Origin of the sequence: Pseudothermotoga sp. (genome assembly GCA_025060105.1) — a bacterium.
In the GTDB taxonomy this organism is placed as follows: domain Bacteria; phylum Thermotogota; class Thermotogae; order Thermotogales; family DSM-5069; genus Pseudothermotoga_A.
Window position 1 is genome coordinate 113,125 of record JANXCS010000002.1, and the last position, 22,999, is coordinate 136,123.

At 41.9% G+C, this 22,999-nt stretch carries 22 protein-coding genes; 12 read left to right on the top strand and 10 right to left on the bottom strand.

The genetic code is table 11. The features are described 5' to 3' along the window. Positions 1-14 precede the first annotated feature (14 nt). From NZ875_02290 to uvrC, 3 genes are read right to left on the bottom strand one after another with little or no spacing between them, the layout of a single operon-like run. Positions 15-1,301: a nucleotidyltransferase gene (locus NZ875_02290; GenBank protein MCS7174568.1), complete on the bottom strand. Its 1,287-nt coding sequence runs from the start codon at positions 1,299-1,301 to the stop codon at positions 15-17. Beyond that, a complete protein-coding gene (locus NZ875_02295; GenBank protein ID MCS7174569.1) occupies positions 1,298-1,750 on the bottom strand; it encodes a hypothetical protein in 453 nt (150 codons plus the stop codon). Before NZ875_02295 ends, NZ875_02290 begins: the two co-directional genes overlap by 4 nt. Before the next feature lie 15 nt (positions 1,751-1,765). Continuing rightward, positions 1,766-3,442 (bottom strand): excinuclease ABC subunit UvrC, encoded by a 1,677-nt coding sequence (gene uvrC, locus NZ875_02300; GenBank protein ID MCS7174570.1) that lies wholly within the window; start codon positions 3,440-3,442, stop codon positions 1,766-1,768. 108 nt (positions 3,443-3,550) lie between these two features. On the opposite strand from uvrC, the gene NZ875_02305 reads away from it, so the two are divergent. The 3 genes from NZ875_02305 to NZ875_02315 are packed head-to-tail and all read left to right on the top strand — an operon-like array spanning position 3,551 to position 6,236. After that, complete coding sequence (locus NZ875_02305; protein ID MCS7174571.1) at positions 3,551-3,988, top strand: ferrous iron transport protein A; 438 nt, start codon at positions 3,551-3,553, stop codon at positions 3,986-3,988. Then, positions 3,985-5,916: a ferrous iron transport protein B gene (feoB, locus tag NZ875_02310; protein ID MCS7174572.1), complete on the top strand. Its 1,932-nt coding sequence runs from the start codon at positions 3,985-3,987 to the stop codon at positions 5,914-5,916. The genes NZ875_02305 and feoB overlap by 4 nt, the downstream gene beginning before the upstream one ends. Next, the gene (locus tag NZ875_02315) at positions 5,913-6,236 is read left to right on the top strand and encodes a hypothetical protein (protein MCS7174573.1); all 324 of its coding nucleotides are present in this window, start codon (positions 5,913-5,915) and stop codon (positions 6,234-6,236) included. Before feoB ends, NZ875_02315 begins: the two co-directional genes overlap by 4 nt. Here NZ875_02315 and NZ875_02320 read toward each other — a convergent pair. Genes NZ875_02320 through NZ875_02330 form a run of 3 tightly spaced genes read right to left on the bottom strand, consistent with a single transcriptional unit; the run spans position 6,229 to position 9,302 of the window. Further along, positions 6,229-7,431 carry an inorganic phosphate transporter gene (locus NZ875_02320; GenBank protein ID MCS7174574.1) on the bottom strand — a complete coding sequence of 401 codons (1,203 nt, stop codon included), beginning with the start codon at positions 7,429-7,431 and terminating at the stop codon, positions 6,229-6,231. The two genes, NZ875_02315 and NZ875_02320, sit on opposite strands and share 8 nt — an antisense overlap. A 13-nt stretch (positions 7,432-7,444) precedes the next feature. Further along, positions 7,445-8,122: a DUF47 family protein gene (locus NZ875_02325; protein ID MCS7174575.1), complete on the bottom strand. Its 678-nt coding sequence runs from the start codon at positions 8,120-8,122 to the stop codon at positions 7,445-7,447. Between the two features lie 16 nt (positions 8,123-8,138). Beyond that, positions 8,139-9,302 carry a DUF401 family protein gene (locus NZ875_02330; protein MCS7174576.1) on the bottom strand — a complete coding sequence of 388 codons (1,164 nt, stop codon included), beginning with the start codon at positions 9,300-9,302 and terminating at the stop codon, positions 8,139-8,141. 45 nt (positions 9,303-9,347) lie between these two features. Between NZ875_02330 and NZ875_02335 the strand changes: the two genes are divergently transcribed. From NZ875_02335 to NZ875_02355, 5 genes are all read left to right on the top strand, one after another. Beyond that, positions 9,348-10,457 carry an alanyl-tRNA editing protein gene (locus NZ875_02335; protein MCS7174577.1) on the top strand — a complete coding sequence of 370 codons (1,110 nt, stop codon included), beginning with the start codon at positions 9,348-9,350 and terminating at the stop codon, positions 10,455-10,457. Further along, positions 10,457-11,482, top strand: coding sequence for a D-cysteine desulfhydrase family protein (locus tag NZ875_02340; GenBank protein ID MCS7174578.1), 1,026 nt, complete (start codon positions 10,457-10,459; stop codon positions 11,480-11,482). Before NZ875_02335 ends, NZ875_02340 begins: the two co-directional genes overlap by 1 nt. After that, the gene (locus NZ875_02345; GenBank protein MCS7174579.1) at positions 11,479-12,789 is read left to right on the top strand and encodes a clostripain-related cysteine peptidase; all 1,311 of its coding nucleotides are present in this window, start codon (positions 11,479-11,481) and stop codon (positions 12,787-12,789) included. Before NZ875_02340 ends, NZ875_02345 begins: the two co-directional genes overlap by 4 nt. A gap of 59 nt (positions 12,790-12,848) precedes the next feature. Then, on the top strand, positions 12,849-13,268 hold the full coding sequence (locus NZ875_02350; GenBank protein MCS7174580.1) for a hypothetical protein: 420 nt from the start codon (positions 12,849-12,851) through the stop codon (positions 13,266-13,268). Positions 13,269-13,354: 86 nt separating this feature from the next. Beyond that, entirely contained in the window at positions 13,355-14,530 is a 1,176-nt protein-coding gene (locus tag NZ875_02355) for a C13 family peptidase (protein MCS7174581.1), read from the top strand. 33 nt (positions 14,531-14,563) lie between these two features. Here NZ875_02355 and NZ875_02360 read toward each other — a convergent pair whose 3' ends face one another. The 3 genes from NZ875_02360 to NZ875_02370 all read right to left on the bottom strand — a co-directional run bounded on the left by NZ875_02360 (position 14,564) and on the right by NZ875_02370 (position 16,692). Further along, the gene (locus NZ875_02360) at positions 14,564-15,028 is read right to left on the bottom strand and encodes a hypothetical protein (GenBank protein MCS7174582.1); all 465 of its coding nucleotides are present in this window, start codon (positions 15,026-15,028) and stop codon (positions 14,564-14,566) included. 78 nt (positions 15,029-15,106) lie between these two features. Beyond that, positions 15,107-15,430, bottom strand: a complete 324-nt coding sequence (locus NZ875_02365) for a prepilin-type N-terminal cleavage/methylation domain-containing protein (protein ID MCS7174583.1) — start codon at positions 15,428-15,430, stop codon at positions 15,107-15,109. Beyond that, a complete protein-coding gene (locus NZ875_02370; GenBank protein ID MCS7174584.1) occupies positions 15,427-16,692 on the bottom strand; it encodes a hypothetical protein in 1,266 nt (421 codons plus the stop codon). Before NZ875_02370 ends, NZ875_02365 begins: the two co-directional genes overlap by 4 nt. Before the next feature lie 220 nt (positions 16,693-16,912). Here NZ875_02370 and NZ875_02375 point away from each other — a divergent pair, with 220 nt between their 5' ends. After that, the gene (locus NZ875_02375; GenBank protein ID MCS7174585.1) at positions 16,913-18,007 is read left to right on the top strand and encodes an iron-containing alcohol dehydrogenase; all 1,095 of its coding nucleotides are present in this window, start codon (positions 16,913-16,915) and stop codon (positions 18,005-18,007) included. 211 nt (positions 18,008-18,218) lie between these two features. Beyond that, positions 18,219-19,139 (top strand): DUF1177 domain-containing protein, encoded by a 921-nt coding sequence (locus NZ875_02380; protein ID MCS7174586.1) that lies wholly within the window; start codon positions 18,219-18,221, stop codon positions 19,137-19,139. A 127-nt stretch (positions 19,140-19,266) separates the two neighbouring features. Here NZ875_02380 and NZ875_02385 read toward each other — a convergent pair whose 3' ends face one another. After that, the gene (locus NZ875_02385; GenBank protein MCS7174587.1) at positions 19,267-20,289 is read right to left on the bottom strand and encodes a glycoside hydrolase family 130 protein; all 1,023 of its coding nucleotides are present in this window, start codon (positions 20,287-20,289) and stop codon (positions 19,267-19,269) included. Between the two features lie 271 nt (positions 20,290-20,560). Here NZ875_02385 and NZ875_02390 point away from each other — a divergent pair, with 271 nt between their 5' ends. Further along, positions 20,561-21,685: an ROK family transcriptional regulator gene (locus tag NZ875_02390; GenBank protein ID MCS7174588.1), complete on the top strand. Its 1,125-nt coding sequence runs from the start codon at positions 20,561-20,563 to the stop codon at positions 21,683-21,685. Between the two features lie 33 nt (positions 21,686-21,718). Next, positions 21,719-22,954 carry a sugar ABC transporter substrate-binding protein gene (locus NZ875_02395; GenBank protein MCS7174589.1) on the top strand — a complete coding sequence of 412 codons (1,236 nt, stop codon included), beginning with the start codon at positions 21,719-21,721 and terminating at the stop codon, positions 22,952-22,954. The last annotated feature ends 45 nt before the right edge of the window (positions 22,955-22,999 follow it).

The following is a 22,999-nucleotide window of genomic DNA, read 5'->3' on the forward strand; positions in this document are numbered from 1 at the left end:
TACCGCACCTCCTACTACGATATAGCGATTGGAGGAAATTTGAAATCCATATCACCGATCCTCTCAGAATGCCTCGGAAACATCAGCGAGTGGATCGAGGTAGATTTTATATCATACATTAATTGTCGTTCGAAAAGTTTTGCATCTATCTTGAAACGCTCAGGCTTTTTCAAAGATTGTTCCAAAACTTTTTTATAGAGAGAACAGAGCGAAATGATTGGTACAGTAGAAACTCTTTTCATTTTCGACAACAGCTCTCTACCCTTGGAGTTAAAACCCAATACTCTCAAATATTGAGGGCCAAGTGTATTTGATTTTTCAATCAACTGGCTGTCTAACTCGAAGAACGAATACAGAGAAAGTCTTCTAATCTTACTCAGAGTGAACCTTTTGCTCTTCACACAGGAGAAAAACTCCTCCAGATTTGATACCTTTGTGGCACATTCAACGAAACGTTTGTCGATCCCTTCATTGAAACCGTGTAACCTTTGAAGTTGAAATCTATCAACTAATCTCAACTTTGAAAGGATCAGCAACTCCAAGTCCTGTAAAGATACTGGTCCTCTCCCCTCGTTTAACTCACGTGATATGATCTGCAAACTGCTTGTTGGTACTGCTTTTGCAACTTTTTCCCAGTCACCTTTTAATATACACTTCCTTATAGCCGTCGCACTCGAGAACTTTCCACGGAACCTTTCATCTTTATCCTCTGCACCGACTCGCTTCACAACATGAGGCCTTATGGGGCTGTTCAACTCTATCAGTGATTTGAGATACTCCACACCGAGTATATCGTTAGACTTCTCTATTTTTAAAACTTCTTTTGGATTCATTTCTCCTGTCACTTCAAAATACCTCATCAAAGCGTATTTTCGAGCGTTGGGAAATGAATGCCCCTTTTTCAATTCCTCTTTCATCATCGCAGGAAAAGGTTCAGGCTGCTCAGCCATAATTCTTGCAATTTTTTGAAGAAAAGCTAGATCGGCCGATTCACTTCCAAAAACGATATCAGTGACGACACCTGTGTGGTGTAAAGACCATACAGCCCCTTTCGCAAAACCACCGGCATCTTGAATTGCATAAACGAATGGAAGCTCAAAGACCAAATCGATTCCATTCAGCAGTGCCATTTCAGCTCTTGAGAATTTGCTTATTATGGCTGGTTCTCCCCTTTGGCAAAAACTACCACTCATGATGGCAACTACATAGTCTGGTTTAACGAGCTCCTTTGCAAGAGTCAGATGATAAAGGTGACCATTATGAAACGGATTGTATTCAACGATCACTCCCAAGACCTTCATAGTCGTGTTCTCTCCAATCGAATCAAACTGAACTGAAATGAGAAAAGTATCAAACTCAAAATTAAAAGACCTATCGACAGTAGCTGAATCGGTCTCAGATCGCCGTACGCGCCGAGTAAATCCACGGCGAACCACCCCAACCCGCTAACGACCATTCTGTAAATCTGAACGGCTATGGAAAAAGCACTCGATGCAAACGCGAACGAAAGAAAAATCATGTGATTTCCTCCACTAGCCCTCGCTATGCTGTACAAACATGTACATAAACCAGAACACAAAGAAAACAGAGAGAAAGCCAAGAACCATTTCGATGTTCTCACTGTTACATTGAAAAAGTCGTTGAGCAAAGGAGAAACATAACCGAGAAGTGAATAACCGATGAGCAATAGTAACCCAAACGCAGACCAAAATACGCCTATCAGCAGTGAGAGATAGAGTAACGTTTTCACAGTAACCACCTCACATCATATTTTTGACAAAAACAGTTTAGCCAGCTTCTCGCTGCCAAGAATGTTCGTAAGTTCTTCTATAGGAGCATTTCTGATCTCCTCAATGCTTGTGAACCTTTTTAAAAGTTTCTTCCTTCTCTTTGGACCTATCATTGGTACGGTCTCCATGATCGACTCTAACAACTGTCGATCCCGTAATTTCCTATGAAAACTGTTAGCAAACCTGTGGGCTTCATCCCTAATGGACACGAGTAACCTCAGCACAGGATGATCCTTAGGCAAGCTCAGTTCGCCATCGATGGTGCAAACAATTTCCCTACCTTTAGACAAACCAACAACGCCACAGTTTTTACCAAGTTCACTCAAAGCTCTCACAACTGCTTGAACTTGAGTGACTCCTCCATCAACAAAGATCAGATCGGGGATGGGATGTTTTGAGTACCTTCGCACCAACACATTTTTTATAGCTGCAAAATCGTTGTTTGCAATGTCAGTCAGTCTGTAATGTCTGTATGCCGATTTGAGTGGAAAGCCATCTTTAAAAACAACAACCGATGCCACCGTGAGTTGACCATGAAGGTGCGCAACATCGAATCCTTCGATGATACTTGGTGATTTTTCAAGCCCAACTAAATCCTTAAGTTGATTCATGGCGTCAAGGTTGAGTTCGAATCTTTGTGAATTGATATTTGCATTCTCAATAGCTTTTCGAAGCAGCTCAGTTTCTACATCATCCATGGGAGGGCGAACCTGTGTACCCAAATCTAGTTTTATGCTCCTTTTCACCAACACTAGTTCTGGAAGTTCGTTCTGATTCACAATATAATAGTGAAACAGGAAATCTTCAAGTTTAGAAGAATCGAGCGTATAGTTCAGTTTTGCAACGATGTTTCCTCTCCTAACACGAAGTACGACGTAACACTTTCCACTGTTTCCAATGACATCCAAATTTCGCCAAGGTTCCAGTACCACTCCTTGACTTTCTAAAAATTGTTGCAAATTCAAAAGAAGGTCTCTGTATTTTGCGGCGTTTTCGAAGTCAAGAACAGCTGCATGCTTTTTCATCTTCTCCTTGAGTAAATTGAACGTTTCTTCCATCTCACCTTTCAAAAATCTTCTCAAAGGTTCAATAGCCAATTGAACATATGTGTTGGCATCAATTTGATTTGAACAAGGAGCTAAGCATCTATGTAAATGATGCTCAACACATGGCTTTTTCACCCTCTTGAGATCTCGTGCGCAAGTTCGAAATTGGTAAACTTGTTGTAAATAGTCTAGTAAATTCCTCAAGGTTGTGATATTCGTGTAGGGACCATAATATTCTCCATCAAGACTTCTTTTTCTTACGATTCTCACCAACGGAAATTCTTCTTTCGTGATTTCAATGTAAGGGTAGTATTCACTCTCCTTGAGCATGATGTTATATTTAGGCTTGTGCTGGTATATCAAACTTGCCTCCAACAATAAAGCTTCTTTTTCGCTAAAAACTATGACATAGTCTAAATCGGCAGCTTCTTCGATCAAAGATGCTATCTTGGGATTCCTTGTGTGAGTAGATTTGCTGAAATAACTCATTAACCTGCGGTACAAATTCTTCGCCTTGCCTATGTAGAGATATTGATGCTCTTTTCCATAAAAAATGTACACACCAGGCTTTTTTGGAGCGAGTTCTGCCTTTTTTCGGAGTTCCACATCTCATCCTCCGTCTTTTTATTTTACCTTAAGCGGTTGCTTGACTGAATCAGGAAGGGCGTGGTATTATCTTATTGAGAATAAATCTCAATAAAAAGGGGGACTGGTATGTCTTTATCAGAAGTACCCGTTGGACTGGAAGCGAAGATACTCTCTGTCCCAGAAGATGTCAAAGGGAACAAGTTGTTGTCCATTGGTTTTGTACCTGGAAACAAAGTGAAGGTCGTCGGTTGTGCACCTCTGGGAGATCCCCGTGTTTACATGATCATGGGGAAACTGATCACTCTGAGGAACGATGAAGCAAAGCAGATCTTGGTTTCATTGGAGAATGATGTGGAATCTTTGATGAACGCTAGAGAGGGAACATGGAGAGTTGTGTCTTTGATCGGAGGACGTCGACTTCGAGAGAAGCTTGAATCTATGGGTATTTTCGTGGGAAGTATAGTGAAAGTTATATCCAATGGGATCGTGGAAACTGAAAAGGGAGTTTTTAAAATAGGCATCAACATGGCTAAACTTATCCTCGTCAGGAGGGATAATGTTTGACGATTCGCGTCGCACTCTGTGGAAATCCTAATGTTGGTAAAACAAGTTTGTTCAACGCTTTGACTGGTATGAGACAGTATGTCGCAAATTGGCCAGGTGTGACAGTCGAGGTAAAAGAGGGTGTGAGAAGCTGGAAAGATCATCACCTGATCATCACGGATCTTCCAGGAATGTATGGCATGCTCGCCACATCGATGGATGAAAAGATAGCCCGAGATTTTTTACTTTACAATAATCCTGATGTGGTTGTTGTCGTCGCCGATGCGCTATCCCTAGAACAAGGATTGTATTTGTTACTGGAAGTTTTAGAACTTGAAACTAAAGCGATTTTGGTCATTAATGCCATAGACGAAGCTAAGAAAAAAGGGTTGATCGTGGATAAAAGGGAACTTTCGAAACACCTCAAAGTACCTGTTGTTCTCACCAGTGCGATCACAGGAGAAGGTGTGGAAGAACTACTTGACACAATAATCTCGACCGCTTCGAGTACGCAGACAAAAGTAATCTTCAACTTCAGTGACGAAGTTGAGAGAGCAATATTTCAAATGCAAAGGTTCATTGAAGATTTTTCCAGAATCTCAACTTCAAGATGGTTCGCAATAAAGTATCTAGAAGGAGATCCAGAGATTGTTGAGAAATTCTCTCAGCGAACTTCAAATTTGCCTATTAAAGCAGGTAGTTTGAAAAGTGAGATTGCGCGTGAGAGATACGATCACATACAATTGATCATTAAAGAATCGATCGCATCGGCTTCAAAAGAGCTATCTTTGAGTGAGGCAATAGACCATGTTTTAACTCACAAATTCATTGGCATCCCTGTCTTTCTTGCTCTCATGTACTTAGCACTCAACTTCGCTTTTGAAACGGTTCAACCATTGAGTGATTTACTCGAATCGCTTTTCAGCCACGTTGTCAATTCCATCAGGACAAACCTTGGAGAAAATCTCATCAGTTCGATGCTCGCTGACGGAGTTGTCACTGGAGTAGGAGCTGTTTTGACTTTTGTTCCGAACATATTCGCTCTTTTTCTTCTGCTCGGTATCATGGAAGACTCAGGTTACCTACCTAGAGCTGCTTTCGTTATGGACAGGATCATGTACACTTTGAAACTTTCCGGTAGATCCTTCATGTCCTTTTTGCTCGGTTTTGGATGTTCCGTGCCCGCTGTACTCTCGACGAGAGGTGTATCTGACCCTAGAGAAAGGATCATATCGGTACTCTCAGTTCCGTTCGTAAGCTGTAGTGCGCGATTACCTGTATATTTGTTGATCGCCTCGATCTTTTTTCCTGAGAACCGCGGTTTTGTAGTCTTCTCAGTTTATTTGTTCAGCATGATTGCGGCGATGGTCAGTTCTCTGATACTTAACAGGTTGATCTTCAAAGGTCAGCGTGGTTTTTTCATCCTCGAGCTTCCAAGGTACAGATTACCAACGATTAAGAATTTGGCCATCTATACATGGCTGAGAGGTAAACATTTCTTAGTAAAAGCTGGTACCATCATTTTCGTAGCCTCACTGGTTCTCTGGGCGTTGATGTACTTTCCAAACCCGAATGATGTTTCGCAGTCGTTTGCAGCTCAAATAGGTAGGTCCATGTCTCTCATCCTGAAACCATTGAATTTCGACTGGCGTGCTTCAACTGCGTTATTTTTCGGCATAACGGCAAAAGAGATCATAGTATCAACTTTCGGCATGCTGTTTAAAACGCAGGAAGAAACGCTAGCCAAGCATCTATCTCAACTTTTCGATCCTCTCACAGCGTACAGTTTCATCATATTCGTCATGGCTTATATTCCATGTTTAGCTACTCTCGCTTCGATCCGTAGCGAGATAGGTACAAAATACGTTTTGATCACTATATTTTATAGTTTTTTCTTCGCTTATGCTGCAGCTCTCCTCGTTAAGCTCATCGGAGGTGTTCTCTTGTGAGATTTCTACTTTTACTGGAGTGGATAGCTTCACTTTTGTTTTTCTTTTCGTCTGTCAAGCAAGAAACACTGCTCAGTATTTGTGTTTTGATTTTTTCTTTCATCTATTTGCTTGGACTTTTGGAGTCGAAGAATGATCCACAACGAATTCGCGCACATATTATGGTTGGAGGTTTGTTGTTCTTCATAACGGCAGTCCTGACTTTCTTGAACGATCTGTCCAAACTCAATTTGCAGTTCAACCTCCCAAGGAATCTTTTAATTTTTCTCGGCTTAATTGGTTTGATCCAAGCTAATGTGGTGAGAAAGAGCTTCAAATGAAACGATAAACAAGCAAATAGATCCCAGCAGAAGCAAACGCCGCAACGGGAACCGTGGCGAACCATGAGATCAGTATGTTTTTCAAAACACCAACGTTTACAAGCTCTACCCCACGGGCCATTCCGACACCCACCACAGAGCCTACGACAACGTGGGTTGTAGAGATGGGAAAACCAAGAACAGATGCGATCAATACCGTGGAAGCGGTGCTAAAATCAATACAAAAACCTCGCGAGTTGTTCAACTGTGTGATTTCCTCTCCCACCGTCTTCATCACCTTATAACCGAGGAACAAAACTCCTACGGATATACCAAGACCCCCCAGCGCTAAAAGCCAAGTTGGAACAAGGATTTTCTGAACCACACTTCCATAAGAAACGATCCAGTAAATCAAAGCAAGGGGTCCAACCGCGTTCGCGACATCATTCGCACCGTGAGAAAAGCTTACATAACAACTTGTCATAACCTGGAGTCTTTTGAACACAGCCTCGACGAATTCATAGTTATCTGAACTGTTCGTATCGAGTCTTCTAAGTAAGAGAGTTCCAGCCAAACTGGCTACAATGGATACGATCAAAGAGATCAAAAAGCTTTTTGTAGCTTTCATTTTCAAAGTTTTTAACATGAACAGGAAACATATGATAAAAAAAGTTGTGAATATGATCACCGGTATGGCTTTCTTCATTGCGCTGACTGGATCGGGTTTTCTCAGGATTGCATATGAAATGAGCTTGAACATCACGTAAGCCAGCAGCCATCCTGCAAGCGGAGAAAGGATCCAACTTGCAAATATGCTGATCATTTTACTCCAGTTGATGGCGTTCAAGCCCGCACTGGCTATACCGAATCCAGCCATACCACCGACGATCGAGTGTGTAGTTGACACTGGCATGCCCCAAATCGTGGCCAACAAGATCCAGATAGATGAGCCAAGTAGAGCTGCTAGTGCTCCAGCAAGAACCGCTTTTGCATCGTTCATCACCTCAGGTTTAACGATCCCCTTCGTTATCGTCGTGACCACGTGCGATCCAAACATGATTGCTCCGAGGAATTCCAGAATGGCTGCGATGATCACTGCTTGTCTTACGGTAATAGCTCGAGCTCCAACTGCTGTAGACATCGAATTTGCAACATCGTTTGCTCCGATCGAAAACGCCATGATGAAACCTACTGTAAACGCAATCATCAGGAACAAGTTGATCACTCCTTCAACTCCTGGTTATCATCCTCACTTTTTCAGCCACATTTTCCGCGTGATCAGCCGATCGCGTCAGTAAGCGTGTCAATTTCTCGATGAAAAGTATGTCAACGGGATGGAGCACATTTTTCAGTGAAAAGACCTTTTTACCCAACGCGAGGGATAATCGATCCGTACCACTCTCATCGGCTTCAACCCTTCGTGTTAGTGAGTCTTCCTGTTGAACGAATGTTGGAGAAAAAGAAGATTCGACCAAATTAAGCAACTCATGAACAGATTCTGTCATGTACTTGATGGCGTCTCGCACTTTTTCAGCCAACTCGAGGAGCATGTCCGTCAGTTCTTTTGGTAAAGGTTTTTCAAAACGATAAATCGTGAGTAATTTCAAAAAATCATCAACGGCGTCGATCACCGCGTCTTGATCATGCAATATCAACAACAAATCCATTTTGTCGAAGTAGACGAATTTCAACTTTGAATAAACTTCTCTGATACGAACTTTCACTTCATCGGCTTTGTCCTCAAGTTCATCCACCAATTGTGCCAAATCTTCTACCGGTTCACCTGATAAGAACTTCCTGAATGCTGGTAAGATTTGTCCCGAAGCTTGCTCAACCAATTTAGCGTGTTCATAGAGCAATTTCAAAGGTGATTCTTGTGGAAAAAGTTTCCCAATGAACCTCGACACAACTCAGCACCTCACTTCAAGCGTACAGCAGATAACCTATGAAACCAACCATAGTAATCAATGGGATCATTTTCAAGAAAGCTTTCATCAGATCCACCTTAAAGTAGTCCAACGTCAGAACTAGACATAAATGAACCGGTGAAAGTAAAACACCGAGCACAGAAAAAACGTACGTCAAGAGACCAAGTTGTTGCCCTCCCATACCTGCCACGACAGGGTATGAAATTCCCAAAGCTGCATGTGTTATCCCTGTAGACATACCTATGAGTAGCGGTAAAAACACAGCCACGATTTTCATTCCAAAACCTAAGTTTCCAAGCTCTTGACTCATGCGTTCTCCTAAATTAAAATCCATCATCGCATGCTTGAACATGAAAACCAAGAGCAAGATTGGTACCACATCCAGTTTCTTCATCGTTTTTTTGAGCGAAATTAAAACGTATCTAATTCTGACGAGAGCATATAAGACACTAACCAATAACAACGCAAAGTAACCTTCCATTTTGAAAAGAAGTATCAAAAACCCTACAGATAGGATGGGTAACAGAGGCCATAGGTGCTTAGCTTCATCTTTGCTCAACCTATTCAATTTTACGAATCTCAAGCCATTAAGGTAAAACCAGCCAACCAAAAAAGCCATAACGAACAATGGCAATAACTTCAGAGAAATGGTACCAACTTTTGTAGAGGTGAGGCCCGAAAGGAGGTACATGGCTGGATACACAGGCCAAAAAAATTCCAAGCAGTGTCTAAACCAATAGTTGATGGTCATTTTGTCCAGACTGGGTATGCCTTTTCCTATTTGATCGACCATAGGTGCTGTGAACATCGCACCAGCGGGCATAGGCATAAGGCCGATCGCAGAAGGTATGAACACCACGGCACCACGCGAACCATCGAAGAGTTTTTGAACAGATTCAGTCAATTTTTCTGCATCCTTGGAAATCTCCATGATTTCACCCAGGAAATATATGAAGAAAACGGCAGGGATTAGAGTTACGAAAGACTTGTCTTGTACAGAAGCTAGAATCAATTTTACAAGAGACCATCTCAAAGTAGGATTCATCGCTACAAAGAGAGTAAAACCTGATATCATAGATAAGAGTAGAGTTCTAGCAAACCTTTGAACGATCACAACCAAAGCCAAAGAGAGTATGACCGAGATTGTAACCAATAACATTTCCTCCTGAACAAGATTCTAATATTCGCTTGAGGTGAGTATGTCATGATCAGAATTAAAAAACTGTATGAAGAAAGCAAAGAATTCTTTGCCGTGAGTGATGAGAGCCCTTTCTACCCGGATGGAAAGGGAGGGCAATTGGGGGATCGAGGTAGCATAGGTCCGGCAAAGGTATTGTATGTGAAAGAAGTGAACGGTGAGATTCATCACAAATTGGATAGAGCACTGGAGCTAGGAGAATACAGTTTCGAAATAGATCAAATCAGGCGTAACGATATTGCGGTACAGCATACAGCTCAACACATTTTATCTGCAGCTTTCTTAAAATTAACTCAAGCACAAACGCTGAGTTTTCACATGGGTGAGGAAACCTCGACCATTGATCTCAACCTACCCATCCTTACAGAAAGAGCAATAAGCGATGCCGAACAACTCGCCAATCAAATAGTTAGAAGTTGTACACCTGTGGAAATCCTATATCTTGATAGAGAACAAGCAGAAAAGCTGAGTCTGAGAAAAGCCATAAGTGAAAAAGTTGGTCAAACAGTTAGGGTCGTGAAGGTGGATGATTTCGACTTGTCTGCGTGTGGAGGATTTCACGTTGAAAACACTGGACAAATCGGTATTGTGAAAATCATTGACTGGGAGAAAACGAAAGGAAATCTAACACGTGTTTATTTCGTTGCTGGTGAAAGAGCCCTTCAATATTTCCAAAAATCGGTATTTGTTTTCAAGAATCTAAGAAAGCTATTGACATGCTCTATGGAGGACCTATCAATTAGGATCGAAACGCTGTTGGAAAAAATCAAGACACTTTCCTCACATCTGGAACACCTCTCTGAAGAACATGCAGAAGCGATCAAGGATGATCTACCAAGAAAGAAGATGAAAGAGCTTGAAGTGTCATTCTATGAAGGATTCCCTTCTGTGGCTAAAGCACTGTTGAAGAGCCCCACGACAGATCTTTTTGTTTGCAGACTTGAAGGGGAATTCGTCCTCAGCTCAGAAAAGGTAGATTGTGCTCAAATAGTTGAAAGATTAAAGATCATGTTGAACGCACCTGGCGGTGGCGGAAAAAAGCGTGGTTCGATCAAAACGAATATAAGTATGGAAAAATTCCTTGAAATTCTTGAAAAAATCATGGAGGTGATGTGATGAAAATTTCTCTCGCTAGGCTTCCGACACCTGTCGAAAAGCTATCTAGACTCAGCAAAAGATACGAACGCGAAATTTTTGTCAAGAGGGATGATATGACAGATTTCATCTCATCGGGAAATAAAATAAGAAAACTCGAATTTCTCTTGGCTGATGCGCTTCGTCAAAAATGTGACACGGTCTTCACTTGCGGAGGAGAACAATCCAACCATGCACGAGCAACCGCACACTTGTGTGTTAAACTCGGTTTAAAACCTGTTCTTTTCTTAAGAGAAAGCCAGCCTGAGCAGAATGGTAACTCACTCAAGAAACTGAGGAATTTCTTTGCAAGCGATGAAGCTGAACAAAGTTATCTCAAAAAAGCCATCAATGGTAATCTTCTCCTCGACAAATTGCTCGGAGCAGAGATCATCTTTGTTACCCAACAACAGTACGCAAAAATCGATCAACTGTTTGAAGAATACAGAGAAAAGTACGAGTCACATGGTCACAAAGTTTACACGATACCAGAGGGTGGTTCGAACGCACTCGGCGCCCTAGGCTACGCTTGGACAGTCGTTGAAATGACGAGCCAGCTTGATTTATCGGAGTTCGATGCCATTTATTGTGCGGTAGGTAGCGGTGGTACTTACGCAGGGTTACTGGCAGGTTTGAGGTTCCTCGGTTATGAGACGGATGTTGTGGGCATTAACGTGACCAAGAAGGAAGCCAATTTCTTCACTGAAAAAGTGATGAAAATCATTGCTGAATTGTCCAATTACGGAATAAGGGTGAACATAGAGCCAGAAGAAATCAAGATTCTCGACGATTTCAGTGGACCAGCTTATGCCGTACCGAGTGAGGCCGATCTTGAATGCATAAAAATGGTCGCAACTATGGAGGGTTTGATCCTCGATCCTGTTTACACATCCAAAGCCTTCAGAGGCATGCTCCAATCAAGCAGGAGAGGACAAAAAATTCTGTTCATACACACTGGAGGTACTTTTGGCCTTTTTGCGCAAGCACATAGATTCTTAGAAATATGAAGAAACTAGTTCTACTATTATCAATCTTGTTCGCACTTTTTCTCGTATCATGCACAAATTTGAGTTTAACACGCATCAAAGTTTTGCTCCCAGGCAATATGTACGCTGGAAAACCTTTCATTGTGAAAGTGGGAGTGATGGGACCATTCAATTTTCTTCTGTCCAACGTCGATGTAGAGATCAACGGTCAGACTTACAGAACTGACAGCTCTGGCTATGCACACGTTCAATTCCTTTTTTTGAAAGCAGGTTCGTACAAAATCGGTGTGAAATACGAAGAAATTACTCAAGAGATCGTTTTGAACGTTAAACCAGCGTCATGGTTAGTTATCGGTTGGATTGGAGCCGACAACAACCTTTCTAGCTATGTCGATCAAGACATTCAAGAGATGAAAAAAGCCGCTAAAGATGTTGCTGTGATCCTTCTTGTTGATCATCTAAAATCAGAAAAATCAGATGGGATCTATGCACTCTCAAATGAAGGTGAATTTTTACAAATAGAAACTTTGAACGAGTTGAACAGTGGTTGTCGTGATACTTTTTCCTGGTTTATCAAGAAATATCAAAACTGTGATGCGGTCAGGAAATCTTTGATCATCTGGAACCATGGTACGGCATGGAACGATGTTGATCCATACAAAACTAAGGGAATTTCCTATGATGACACGGATAAAGATTTTTTAACCATCGATGAATTGAAAGGAGTTCTGGAAGGTACACATTGGGATGTTCTGGGATTTGATGCCTGTTTGATGGCATCTGTGGAAGTCCTGTATGAATTAAAGAACTCAGCAGATTTTTTCTTGGCAGCTCCCGGTGAGATACCATCAACTGGTTGGGATTATTCTTTTCTTGGAGAGATCTCGAACAGTGATTCAAAGTCATTCTGCCAGAAAGCTGTACAATTTTGGAGAGCCCATTATAACAACAGTAAGTTCAGATATTCTCTAAATGCTTGGGAGAAGGAAAAATTTACCGAGGCAGTGAAACAATTCGCTGATAGACTGAAATCAATTCCACCAGAGGTTCAACCAGAGGTTTTACCGATCTGTGCCATTTATTCTCTGAATCCTAGACTTTGCGACTTTGGAGAAGTTCTCGCAAGTTTTGAGTGGTCAGACGTACTGAAAGAATTTCAAAGAGCTTGCTTGTCGGAAATAACTACCCAGTTGCACTTGAATGTGTTTTTTCCTCAAAGCAAAGATCAACTCGACAATTACCGTGAAATGTACTCAAAGTTGTCTTTCGCCTCACAAACCGGCTGGCTCAATTGGCTCGACAAGTACTTCAGTACAATCTTGCCATGAAGTAAAATTAATCATTCGAGCGAGTGTATAATAGATTTAAGCTCAAGGAGGCGGTAACTTTGCAAGGTAAGGCAAAAAGACTTTTTGTAGTCATCCTTGGAATTGTGCTAATCATAGCATTTGCAGGATGTTCCAAAATGGATCAAAATGAGCAACCTCCTGCCAACAATCCACCAAATAAGCCTTCTAATCCAAATCCAGCTCATGAAGCCACAGGAGTGTCTCGAGCAACATTTCTCAGTTGGCAATGCTCAGATCCAGATGGGGATCCACTGACCTACGATGTTTACCTCAGCAAAGGTCCGAATCAGTTCACCCTCGTTGCCTCAAATTGTACGATCACAACTTACGATCCTCCGACAGTTCTCGATCCCATGACCACTTACTACTGGAAAGTACTCGTAAGGGATAGCAAAGGTGCGACAAACGTGAGTGATGTATGGTTTTTCACAACTTCTTGTTGTCCACCTAGTAAATAAGATTATGTAGTGATCAACAAAAACTGTCCTTGGATTATGAATTATAAAGTCTAGGGGGGATTATTGTGCTAAGGGGCAAATTTTTGTTGCGCATTTTTTTGCTCTTTTGTGCCACAATCCTACTCACAGTGGCTTCATGTGCATTCAAAACTGGTATTGCTCCAACTGATATCGCCCAAAAGATAGCCAATCAACTTGATCTTCGACAGCTTGCAGAAAATTTGGAAGAAAGGCGCATTATCTTCCTTGCTGCAAAGTTGGAACAAGGCGATGTTGTGGCAGAATTGGACCCAACATTGGATAAGTCATCCACGGGTTTCACAGTATCTACAGACGGTTTTCTGTTTGTAGTTGATCTAGAACCACTGTCACGCTTTGCCCATCGTGTTATTTATGTTGTCACAGACAAAATTGGTAACATCGTTGAGCTGAAGCTTTTTGAATGGCCGCCCACTGTGAACGGTGTTGCAACACTGACAGGCAGCATTTACGAGCCAACTTATAGCAAAATTGTCTGGACAAACTTTCATTTGACTGCGATGGGAGGCATCAGTTTCGGTGAGATAGTGAATCGAATGGAAGTACCATATGGAGCAATCGTGGTTAATGGAAATGATCCAACAAGGCTTCCAGACTGTGACATGAGCGTTGACTTCACAAACATGGGACAGTTTTTCACCATGTTTTACGATGAATTTCGAACTCGAAAGCTCAATTATCCAACAAATACTCATCAGCACTTGGTGGATGCGATCCACGATCTAACTCAACGGTCACTGAATTTTATAACGATCTACATCGTGACGCATGGCAGTATTGATAGGCTTGTGATGGGATCAGAATGGATTAACCCTACGCAACTGAGGGACTTGATGCTGAGCCATCCCGAAGTCACATTTGCCATTATCATTGATGCGTGCCATTCAGGTAGCTTCATCAACGATTTGTGGGTGACCGTACCCAACTTAGTATTGATAACTACCGCAACAGACCTTGCACATTCTTCATACGGTGATTTGGATGAGCCTAACGATCCAAATCCTGAAGATGTAGGAGGAGAGTGGTCAAGTGGATTTCTCAAAGGGCTTCTCCAGAACACCGTTTTAGGATCCTGGTTGAACATCGAAGTGGAAGCAAATACAGCCGGTGTAGTACCTGAACAGATACTCTATCACAGAGCATTTCAAGTTGCCTGGGAAAATGATTGTTCACGTATAAACGGCTTAAGCATACCACAATACTATGGTCAATACGCTCCCTAAAAAAGGATATAGATATGTTCGGCTAAGAGGTTGTTATTTCTGAACTATCAAAACTGTTCCGCTACTTTCTGATGTTACCGAGAGATTCATAGAGTTCAGTAAACCAATAGTTGCTTCAAGAGTGATAGCTGGATTGTCATGTTTCAAAGATACTTTCACTCTTTGTTTAGGTTTCGGTGGAGGTGAGGACAAGTTAGCATTAACTTCGAATCTACATTGAAGCTTTAGGGAACTGATCGTTGATTCAGTGGTTTTCGTTTTGATATGAAAACCTTTATCACTCGCATAGAAAATCAATTGCTTATCATTGATATTCAACGGCACAACATTTGTTGCAGTTGCACTTTCTGCAAGCGTTAATTCCCTTCTCATGATCTCAACGATTTTTCTCATCTCCTCGAATGTCACGTACTGCTTTTGAGTAAAATCAGTATTCCTGATGGGTAAGTAGACCAACAACGAAAGAATAGCGAACACGACGCCAATGAGTATTAACATAATCAAAAGCTCTACGATTGTGAAACCATTCCTCGTCTGAAAGCATGATTTACACACAGAATAAGCCTCCACTTCAATTCATTGTTGAGCTTGCGTAGGTTCGAACAAGAATAGGGGAATATTTCTATACTCTGAGCCTGAAGGTCTAATGATCTGCACCTGCAACTGCGTGGCCAGTTCCGTTACCCTCAGATAAGAGATCTCAGATGGAACCGCTTCGCTGGTAGCACCTGTCAAATAACTTTCCAACTTTGAATTCGCTTCGAAATTTTTTACAGATTCACGATAAACTCTCCCCATGCCACTCAAAACATTGCTCAAAATCGAAAAGAGTACGATAGCAGCAATAGCGATTATTGCCAAAGCCATGATGATCTCAAGAAGGGTGTAGGCGCTTTTCACTTGCTCCAGCCTCCGTATGTATATACAGGGTTTAGAAAATCGATAGGAAAATCGCTACCTGGATCGGCGAATGTCAAATTCAAGTTGTTGAGTTTATTTTTCAACCCGATGAAACTCTTCGTGATTATTGCTCCAAATAAGGTGAAGTTGTTCTGAACTTCAAATGTTGCATTCGGTGCATATATAAAAACAGCTCCTTTCGTGTTTGGCGGTTGGACTTCTACTTGAAAACCATTTTTGAACGTCATACTCCCATTACTAGCAGAGTAGAAAAGGATTTGGGAACCATCTTCAACTCTTACCGTAACTTGATTATTCACGTTATCCTGAGGACCTATGTTGTTCGCAAAGTACACTTTTACTCTACGTCCACCTTTTACAACAATTTCAGCTCTCGTACTCGTATAGATGTTGCTAACATAAATGGAAAGTTCACCAGCTGAAGTATCGAATGTGAGCCTTTTGTTGTTTTCAATTGTGATGTTTCCATAGTTACCGCTCCTTGAAATCACAATACCACTACTCGTTGGATCAGGACTGATGACTGCTGAGCTTGCTTCTGGGGGTGGCGAAGGTAGAGGAAAACCACCGTATGCATATTGAGAAGGGAATGGCACAGGGTTTTGGTTCGGATAAGCCCTTCCTTTAATAACTACACCGCTTGTATCTATAGACCCACCTGCATATGCATCTTCCTCAATTACCGGCTTAGATCTTCCTCCACCACCTATAGAGACTATGTTTCCTTTCACATAAGCAGTACCCTTGACGGCCGTGTTGTTTTCAAGGCGAAGATCACCTTGTAATATTTCTACATCACCATTAATGATCCCATTATTTGTGATTTCAACGGTTGTGTTCGATACTAGAGCAGCTCCAAACGATAGACCACCCATTTTTTTCAACCTCAGCGAGTAGTTATCTGAAACGTTTTGATCGTTCAACGTAGCTATACACGTTATTGTAATGTAATTTCCATCACTGCGCACTTTGTACTCTATTCGTCCTGGAAATTCTTTCAACGAAGCCGTTAAATCCACATTTAGATTATTTGCTAGGCTGGGATTTTGCCGAAGAAGCTTAACATAATGATCTGCCAATACGTATGCTCCACTTTTGGCTACATTTGAAACCATCAAGCGCTTTTGTTGCATAGAATAATTATTGATAAGCTGACTATAAAGAGCCAACATCATTATGATCGTCAGCGACAGAAAAATTACTATTGTGAGAGTCACGATCAGAACTGAACCTTTTTTCATGTTCTCACCTACTTTTATTATACTAAAACCAGTTGGTTTATTCTAAGTAAAATCAAAAGTTCAGTGTATACTCTGCACAGGTGATCGTGTGCTCAAACGAATGGGTCAAAAATTTGAATGCACCTGTGGCAAGGTTCACCAAGTACCGGACGTTGAGTTTGTGATTGAAAGATGGTCTTCAAAACACCTTAGTGGTTTCTTCACTGACGCTACCTATCTTGTGGACGAAAACACGATAAAGCTCGTGGATGTACCTGATTCCAGAACGTTGAAACTCGAAGGTAAACCGAGAGTTCTGGCCACAATGGAAAACGTTGAAAGAGTGCTCTCGCAATTCAACGGAAAACATATCGTTTCCATCGGTTCTGGTAGTCTTACAGACATCGCAAAATGTGCCGCTCATCTGAAAGGTGCGAAATTTTCGTCCTTTCCCACGGCTCCATCTGTGGATGGTTACACTTCATCTATAGCTGCTATTTCGATAAATGGCGAAAAAACAACCTTACAAGCGACTACACCTAATAAAGTGGTGATAGATCCAAAAATCCTCATAAAAGCCCCTTCAGAACTAGTTAAAGCTGGAATCGGAGATATCTGTGCCAAGTTCACGGCAAGATTGGATTGGAAATTGAGCAATCTCGTGACTGGTGAATCTATCTGTGATCTTGTGTGGGAAGAACTGAAAGTAACTTTCGAGAAAGTTTTAATGAAAGTAGAATCGATTTTAAAAAAGGATGAGAAAACTATTCTGGAGCTGATGAGAGCGCTCTTGATTTCAGGTTTGAACATAACCGTCGTTGGAAATTCGCGACCCGCATCGGGTGCAGAACATCTAATTTCCCACTCATTCGAGATGTACCATGAACTCAGAGGAGAAACCCCAATGTACCATGGTTTACAAGTCGCCATTGGCACCTTCATCACGATGAAGGCCTATAAGATGATCTTTGAAAATATCGAGCTTCGTAAAATGAACATCAAAGATGAGGAAAGATTCTCAATTCTCAAACGGCTCTTCAAAGAAAGAATAGCAACAAAGTTCATGAGAACTTATGAAAGGAAAACAAGGGTCGATCAAATTGAACTTGAGCGTGTGAAAGAAGTCCTCTATCCCACTTACGTACAGTTTCACAAAAAGATCGAGTCCGTACTTGAACAAATAGGTGTGAAAGAATTGCTCAAAAGCTATGATCCTGAGTTGATTCAAAAAATAACGCTTGTGGCAAACACAATAAGAGATAGATACACCATTTTGGACTTGCTCGATGAACTTTCTTTATTGAAAGATTTTTCTAGCAAAATTTTTGAATTGTGAATTTTCTCTGCCAAAGTTTAAACCATAAGTAAGGGAAAAATCACTTAAATATCCCTAACGTCTCAGAACGAATCATTTATAGCATCAACTTCGTGAAGACACAATTCAAATGCGAAATTCTTTTACCAGGGACAAATTTTCAATCATTCATCTGTGTGCCTTCACCTCGAGCGAATCATGGGAGTTTGATGTTATACGAGGAGGTATGAAAATGCTTACGCAAGTGATGACAGCTATGGAAGTACTGGATGATCCGACGACAAATGGAGAGAAAGTTTGTAATCTTTTCAAGGACTACGATGGAGTACACGCAGAGTACGAGACGATCAAAACAAAACGTGGCAAAACAGATGTGGTGAGGATAACTATATATGGAAGTGATTCCTCCGCACCTGTGTTGGGCATAATCGGTCAACTTGGAGGAGTGGGTGCAAGACCACAAATGATAGGGTTGGTGAGTGATGCGGATGGCGCAATCGCTGCGATTGCTTGTGCTTTGAAACTGGCACAGATGAAGCGAAAGGGTGAAGAAACTACAGGCACAATCTTTGTAACAACACACATCTGTCCAAATGCACCCACTAAGGAACATAAACCAGTACCTTTCATGGATTCTCCAATCGGCGTGGAGGAAGTACTGAAATCGATGCTCAACAGAGATGTTGATGCCATACTTTCTATAGACACAACGAAAGGCAACCGAGTGATAAAGAAGAGGGGTTTCGCCATATCGCCAACTGTTTTGAGAGGATACATACTCAAAGTGTCAGAAGATTTACTTGATATCTATGAGAGAGTTTGTGGAACTGCACCGTTCGTGCTACCAATAACGACGCAGGATATAACCCCGTATGATAATGGGGTTTATCACATAAACAGCATCATGCAACCTTGTACCGTTGTTCCACATGTGCCTGTAGTGGGTGTCGCGATAACGACGGAAGTACCTGTGGCGGGGTGTGCAACTGGAGCTTCGCACGAAGTTGATATAGAACTCGCGGCGAGATTCTGCGTCGAGGTTGCAAAATATTTCGGTAAAGGACAAGTTAAGTTTTATGACAAAGCTGAATTTGAGAAACTCGTCGAAATGTACGGTGATCTCACTCATTTGGTGACGACAAGGATGATTTAGAATCGCGGTGTAGTATGAAGATGACTAACTCATTCTTTCGTGCTGCACTGTTGGAGAAACACTGAAAGATCACAGCTGTAGGTATCTAAGTGGTCAGTCTTCCGAATTTTTGAGATTCTTCATACATTCAACCGTTCAGACACAGATCGATCAGATCTTGGATCTTAGCAGTCGCAAGGCAAATGCTGGTGTCTGCTGCTCCGTAATAGATTTTCACCTCTTCTCCTTCGAGTATTGCTGCGGTTGGAAACACAACGTTGTTTCTGTAACCATTCTTGGTTTCGTATTCTTCCTCTGGAACGATCAAAGGATGTTTGTGGATGCCTAGGATCTTGCTCGGATTTTTCAAATCTAAGAGCATGATTCCTGCAGTATAACGCTTAGTCCATCTTTCTTCCCAGCCATTTTTACCTCTCGATGGATCTGTATCAACAGCATGAAAGATCACAAGCCAACCGACATCGGTCTTGATTGGCGGTGCGCCAGGTCCAATTTTGAGGTTGGCGAACGGAACATTCTCAACCCCCAACAACAATTGACTTTCTCCCCAGTACTTAAGATCAGGAGAGAAGCTGATCCAAATATCGAACCTCTCCAGTCCCAATCTCCCATAAACTGGAAAAGGTCTTTCGAGTCTGGCATACATACCCGCTATCTTCTCTGGAAAAAGTACAACGTTTCGATTGTCAGGAGTAGAAAGATGAATCAATTCAAAATGCTCAAAATCTTCCGTAGTCGCAATACCCGCTCTGATTCCGTGCCATGTATCAACAGCGAAAGTGATGTACAGTTTGTCCTCAATCAAATTCAATCGAGGATCGTAGATCCTTATAAAATCTTCGCCTTCAAGTTTTAGAGAAATTGGTCGTGGTTCCACCTTCCATTTCACACCATCTTCACTGTAAGCGAGTCCAAGGTTGGTACCTTCTAACCTTTGCTCTTCAAATGAACCATAATCGTTTCTAAAGACCATGACGTATTTGCCCTTCCATTTACACACCCCTGGGTTGAAAACCAACGCCGAAGGGTAAGGAACATCCCGATGAGTGAGTAATGGATTGTCATGGTGCCTCTTTATGATAGAAGAAGACTTCAGATGCCCAACGGGTTTTGGTTCGAACAGAGCTCTGATTCGTTGAAAATCAATCATACCATCACTCCCAATATCGTACTGTTCTTTTCCTCTTCACGATATATGAATACCACAGCTTGCATTGGTATGTTCTCAAAAAATCACAGATTCTTGAACGAATAACTTGCGTTTTTGATGAAAAATGAACCAAATAGTAGAATACACTTCTAAAACTTTCACAAATGTTTGTTTTCATGGCAAAGCATGTTAATTCTAAACTTGACAAGATAAATACATCTGCTTTACAATTTCATTAGTTAGCTTTAGATAACTAAATGGAGGTAGTCTTTTGCTGACGGGATTGGAAAGTAGTATTCTGAAGATCATTGTGGAGAACGAAGGAATATCTAGACAGCAAATTGCCCAAAAGCTTGGGATAACTAAGCCTGTTGTGAGCAACGTGGTAGCACAGCTCATGGATAAAGGTTTGGTCGTTGAGTCTGGAAAAACAAAGATTCAGAACGGACGACCACGCGTAAGGTTGAGTTTTGTGAAGAACGCTTGGTACTGTGTTGGGCTCGAGCTGGACGAAAACTTTTTCGAAGTAGTGGTCTCGGATCTTTTGGGAAACGTTGTGGATTCGATGGAGGAAAGAATACCTTCTTATAGAAACTTCGATCAACTCGTAGATTGGTGTTGTAAGAAAGCCAATGAAGTGCTCTCGAGAAACTTCATTTTTAAAGATAAGCTACTCGGAGTTGGTATAGGTATCGCTGGAATGGTGGATCCAAAAACTGGAATGGTCAGGACAGCCCCGGCATTCGGGATCAAAAACGTGGATGTTGCATCGATGTTTGCACAAAGGTTGAATGCGAACGTGATCGTCATGAACAGAGTGAGAGCCGCGGCCTTCACAGAGTGTAGGATCGGAATCGCCAAGGGTCTCGAAAAGGCTGTCTTCGTGTTTTTCGACAGCGGACTAGGTTCTGCTCTTTTGATCGATGGTAAGTTCTACGAGGGCTTTTTCGGTAAGGCTGGGGAGTTCGGTTGGTTGATCACTGATCCTTTCAAAAAATCAGAAGAAATTTTCCATGAACCAAACTTTGGATATCTTGCAAGGAAAATCTCTGGACACGGCTTCAAGGAGCTTTCAAAGAAACTCGGAACGAACATCGAAGAGATATTCTCTCAGGATCGAGGAATGTTGAAAGAAATTCTAGATAAAGGGTTGAAACATCTTGCTATCGCACTGGCCAACGTCTTACTGATTTTCGATCCTCAAGCTGTGATAATCAAAGGTAGACTTGGACAGAAATACTTCGACCGTATCACGAAAGTGATAGTGCCAACGCTCAAAGATTTTTTACCTGAACAGTTCTACGAAAATCTGGACATTCGATGCGGAATTGTGGAAAAGTTCGACGTTGCGCTCGGAGCAGCCTTCATGGTTAGACAAAAAGTGATGAACATATGATTCAACCCCATTTGGGGAGAAGGAGGTGCTTGTATGGGAAAGGTTGCTGGTCTATTGGTACTGTTGGTTTCCGTGGTGTTGTTTGCAGACACAGTTTTAATGTGGTTCACCGACGGTCCAGATTTTGACCTCATCACTGCTCAGACCAATAAATTCACCAAACAAACAGGAGAAAAAGTCGTCATATTGAACTTACCGTACTACTTGGAGTACAAGCCTAAACTCGCTGCGATGGCGAAAGCAGGTTCTCCACCAGACGTTGCGAGAGAAACTGATCTACTACCATGGGTTGAGTATGCGATCGATTTGAAACCACTCGTTGAAAAGTACACAGGAATGAAATTTGAAGACTGGCTCGAGAATGTGTCATTTTACAAAGCCGGGTTCAAAAAGCTCTATGAGAAATACGGTAAGGTGGTAGGTATCCCGTACACATCGGATGCACATGCGATCTTCTACAACAAAGAGATCTTCAAAAAAGCAGGTATTGAACCTCCAAAAGACAGACCTTGGACTATCGATGAGTGGTACGCTGCAATGAAGAAGATCAAGCAAAGTGGGGCGGCAAGATACGCGCTTGTGTATGACTTCAGTCCATACAGATTCGCTAATCTGTTGTATGTGTTCGGTGGAGGCATCTGGGATAGACAAGGTAAAAACATCATAATCGATTCTCGTGAATCGATTGAAGCGTTAGAGTTCTTCGTCAAACTGCACGATGAAGATCTCATACCCAAAGCTGTGTGGCTCACCGGTGACGCTCCAGCAAAATATTTCCAAAATGGTCTTGCCGCCATGTATGTATCTGGTACCTGGATGCTCGCGCAGTTCAGAGAACAATTGAAGTTCGACTGGGGCGTTATCATGTGGCCTTACAAACGCGAGCGTGCTGTCATGACTGGAGGAAAATACATAGTACCATTCACGGAAAGAGGTGCCGCTCTCGCGTTCTTCCTGACAAACCCAGAGAACCTTACAGAATTTGCAGGCAAGTTATACTTGATTCCTGATAGAAAAGATCTTGCAGATAAAGTCAAGATAGAAGATCCAATCATCAATGAAGTATACGCCGTTGTTATGAAGGATCTAGCAGAATCAACACGCGGTAGCATGGTGCCTGATTGGTACGATCCGGACACCGCAGGCATTGTTCAAACGAACAGAACAGTCATAAACGATCACATCAAAGCAGCAATAGCGAAAGAAAAAACTCCAGAACAAGCTTTCAAGGATTTAGCAACGATACTAAGGAAGGCCGCTGGAAGATGAAAGTAACGACCCGGGGTTCTATCCCCGGGTCTTCAAAGGAGAGTA

What these genes read in the sequence shown, in the direction of transcription:
- NZ875_02290 (MCS7174568.1), bottom strand. Translation starts at nt 1,301, where the DNA reads ATGAAGGTCTTGGGAGTGATCGTTGAATACAATCCGTTTCATAATGGT.
- NZ875_02305 (MCS7174571.1), top strand. Translation starts at nt 3,551, where the DNA reads ATGTCTTTATCAGAAGTACCCGTTGGACTGGAAGCGAAGATACTCTCT.
- NZ875_02330 (MCS7174576.1), bottom strand. Translation starts at nt 9,302, where the DNA reads ATGTTATTGGTTACAATCTCGGTCATACTCTCTTTGGCTTTGGTTGTG.
- NZ875_02335 (MCS7174577.1), top strand. Translation starts at nt 9,348, where the DNA reads ATGATCAGAATTAAAAAACTGTATGAAGAAAGCAAAGAATTCTTTGCC.
- NZ875_02340 (MCS7174578.1), top strand. Translation starts at nt 10,457, where the DNA reads ATGAAAATTTCTCTCGCTAGGCTTCCGACACCTGTCGAAAAGCTATCT.
- NZ875_02345 (MCS7174579.1), top strand. Translation starts at nt 11,479, where the DNA reads ATGAAGAAACTAGTTCTACTATTATCAATCTTGTTCGCACTTTTTCTC.
- NZ875_02360 (MCS7174582.1), bottom strand. Translation starts at nt 15,028, where the DNA reads ATGTTAATACTCATTGGCGTCGTGTTCGCTATTCTTTCGTTGTTGGTC.
- NZ875_02370 (MCS7174584.1), bottom strand. Translation starts at nt 16,692, where the DNA reads ATGAAAAAAGGTTCAGTTCTGATCGTGACTCTCACAATAGTAATTTTT.
- NZ875_02380 (MCS7174586.1), top strand. Translation starts at nt 18,219, where the DNA reads ATGCTTACGCAAGTGATGACAGCTATGGAAGTACTGGATGATCCGACG.
- NZ875_02385 (MCS7174587.1), bottom strand. Translation starts at nt 20,289, where the DNA reads ATGATTGATTTTCAACGAATCAGAGCTCTGTTCGAACCAAAACCCGTT.
- NZ875_02395 (MCS7174589.1), top strand. Translation starts at nt 21,719, where the DNA reads ATGGGAAAGGTTGCTGGTCTATTGGTACTGTTGGTTTCCGTGGTGTTG.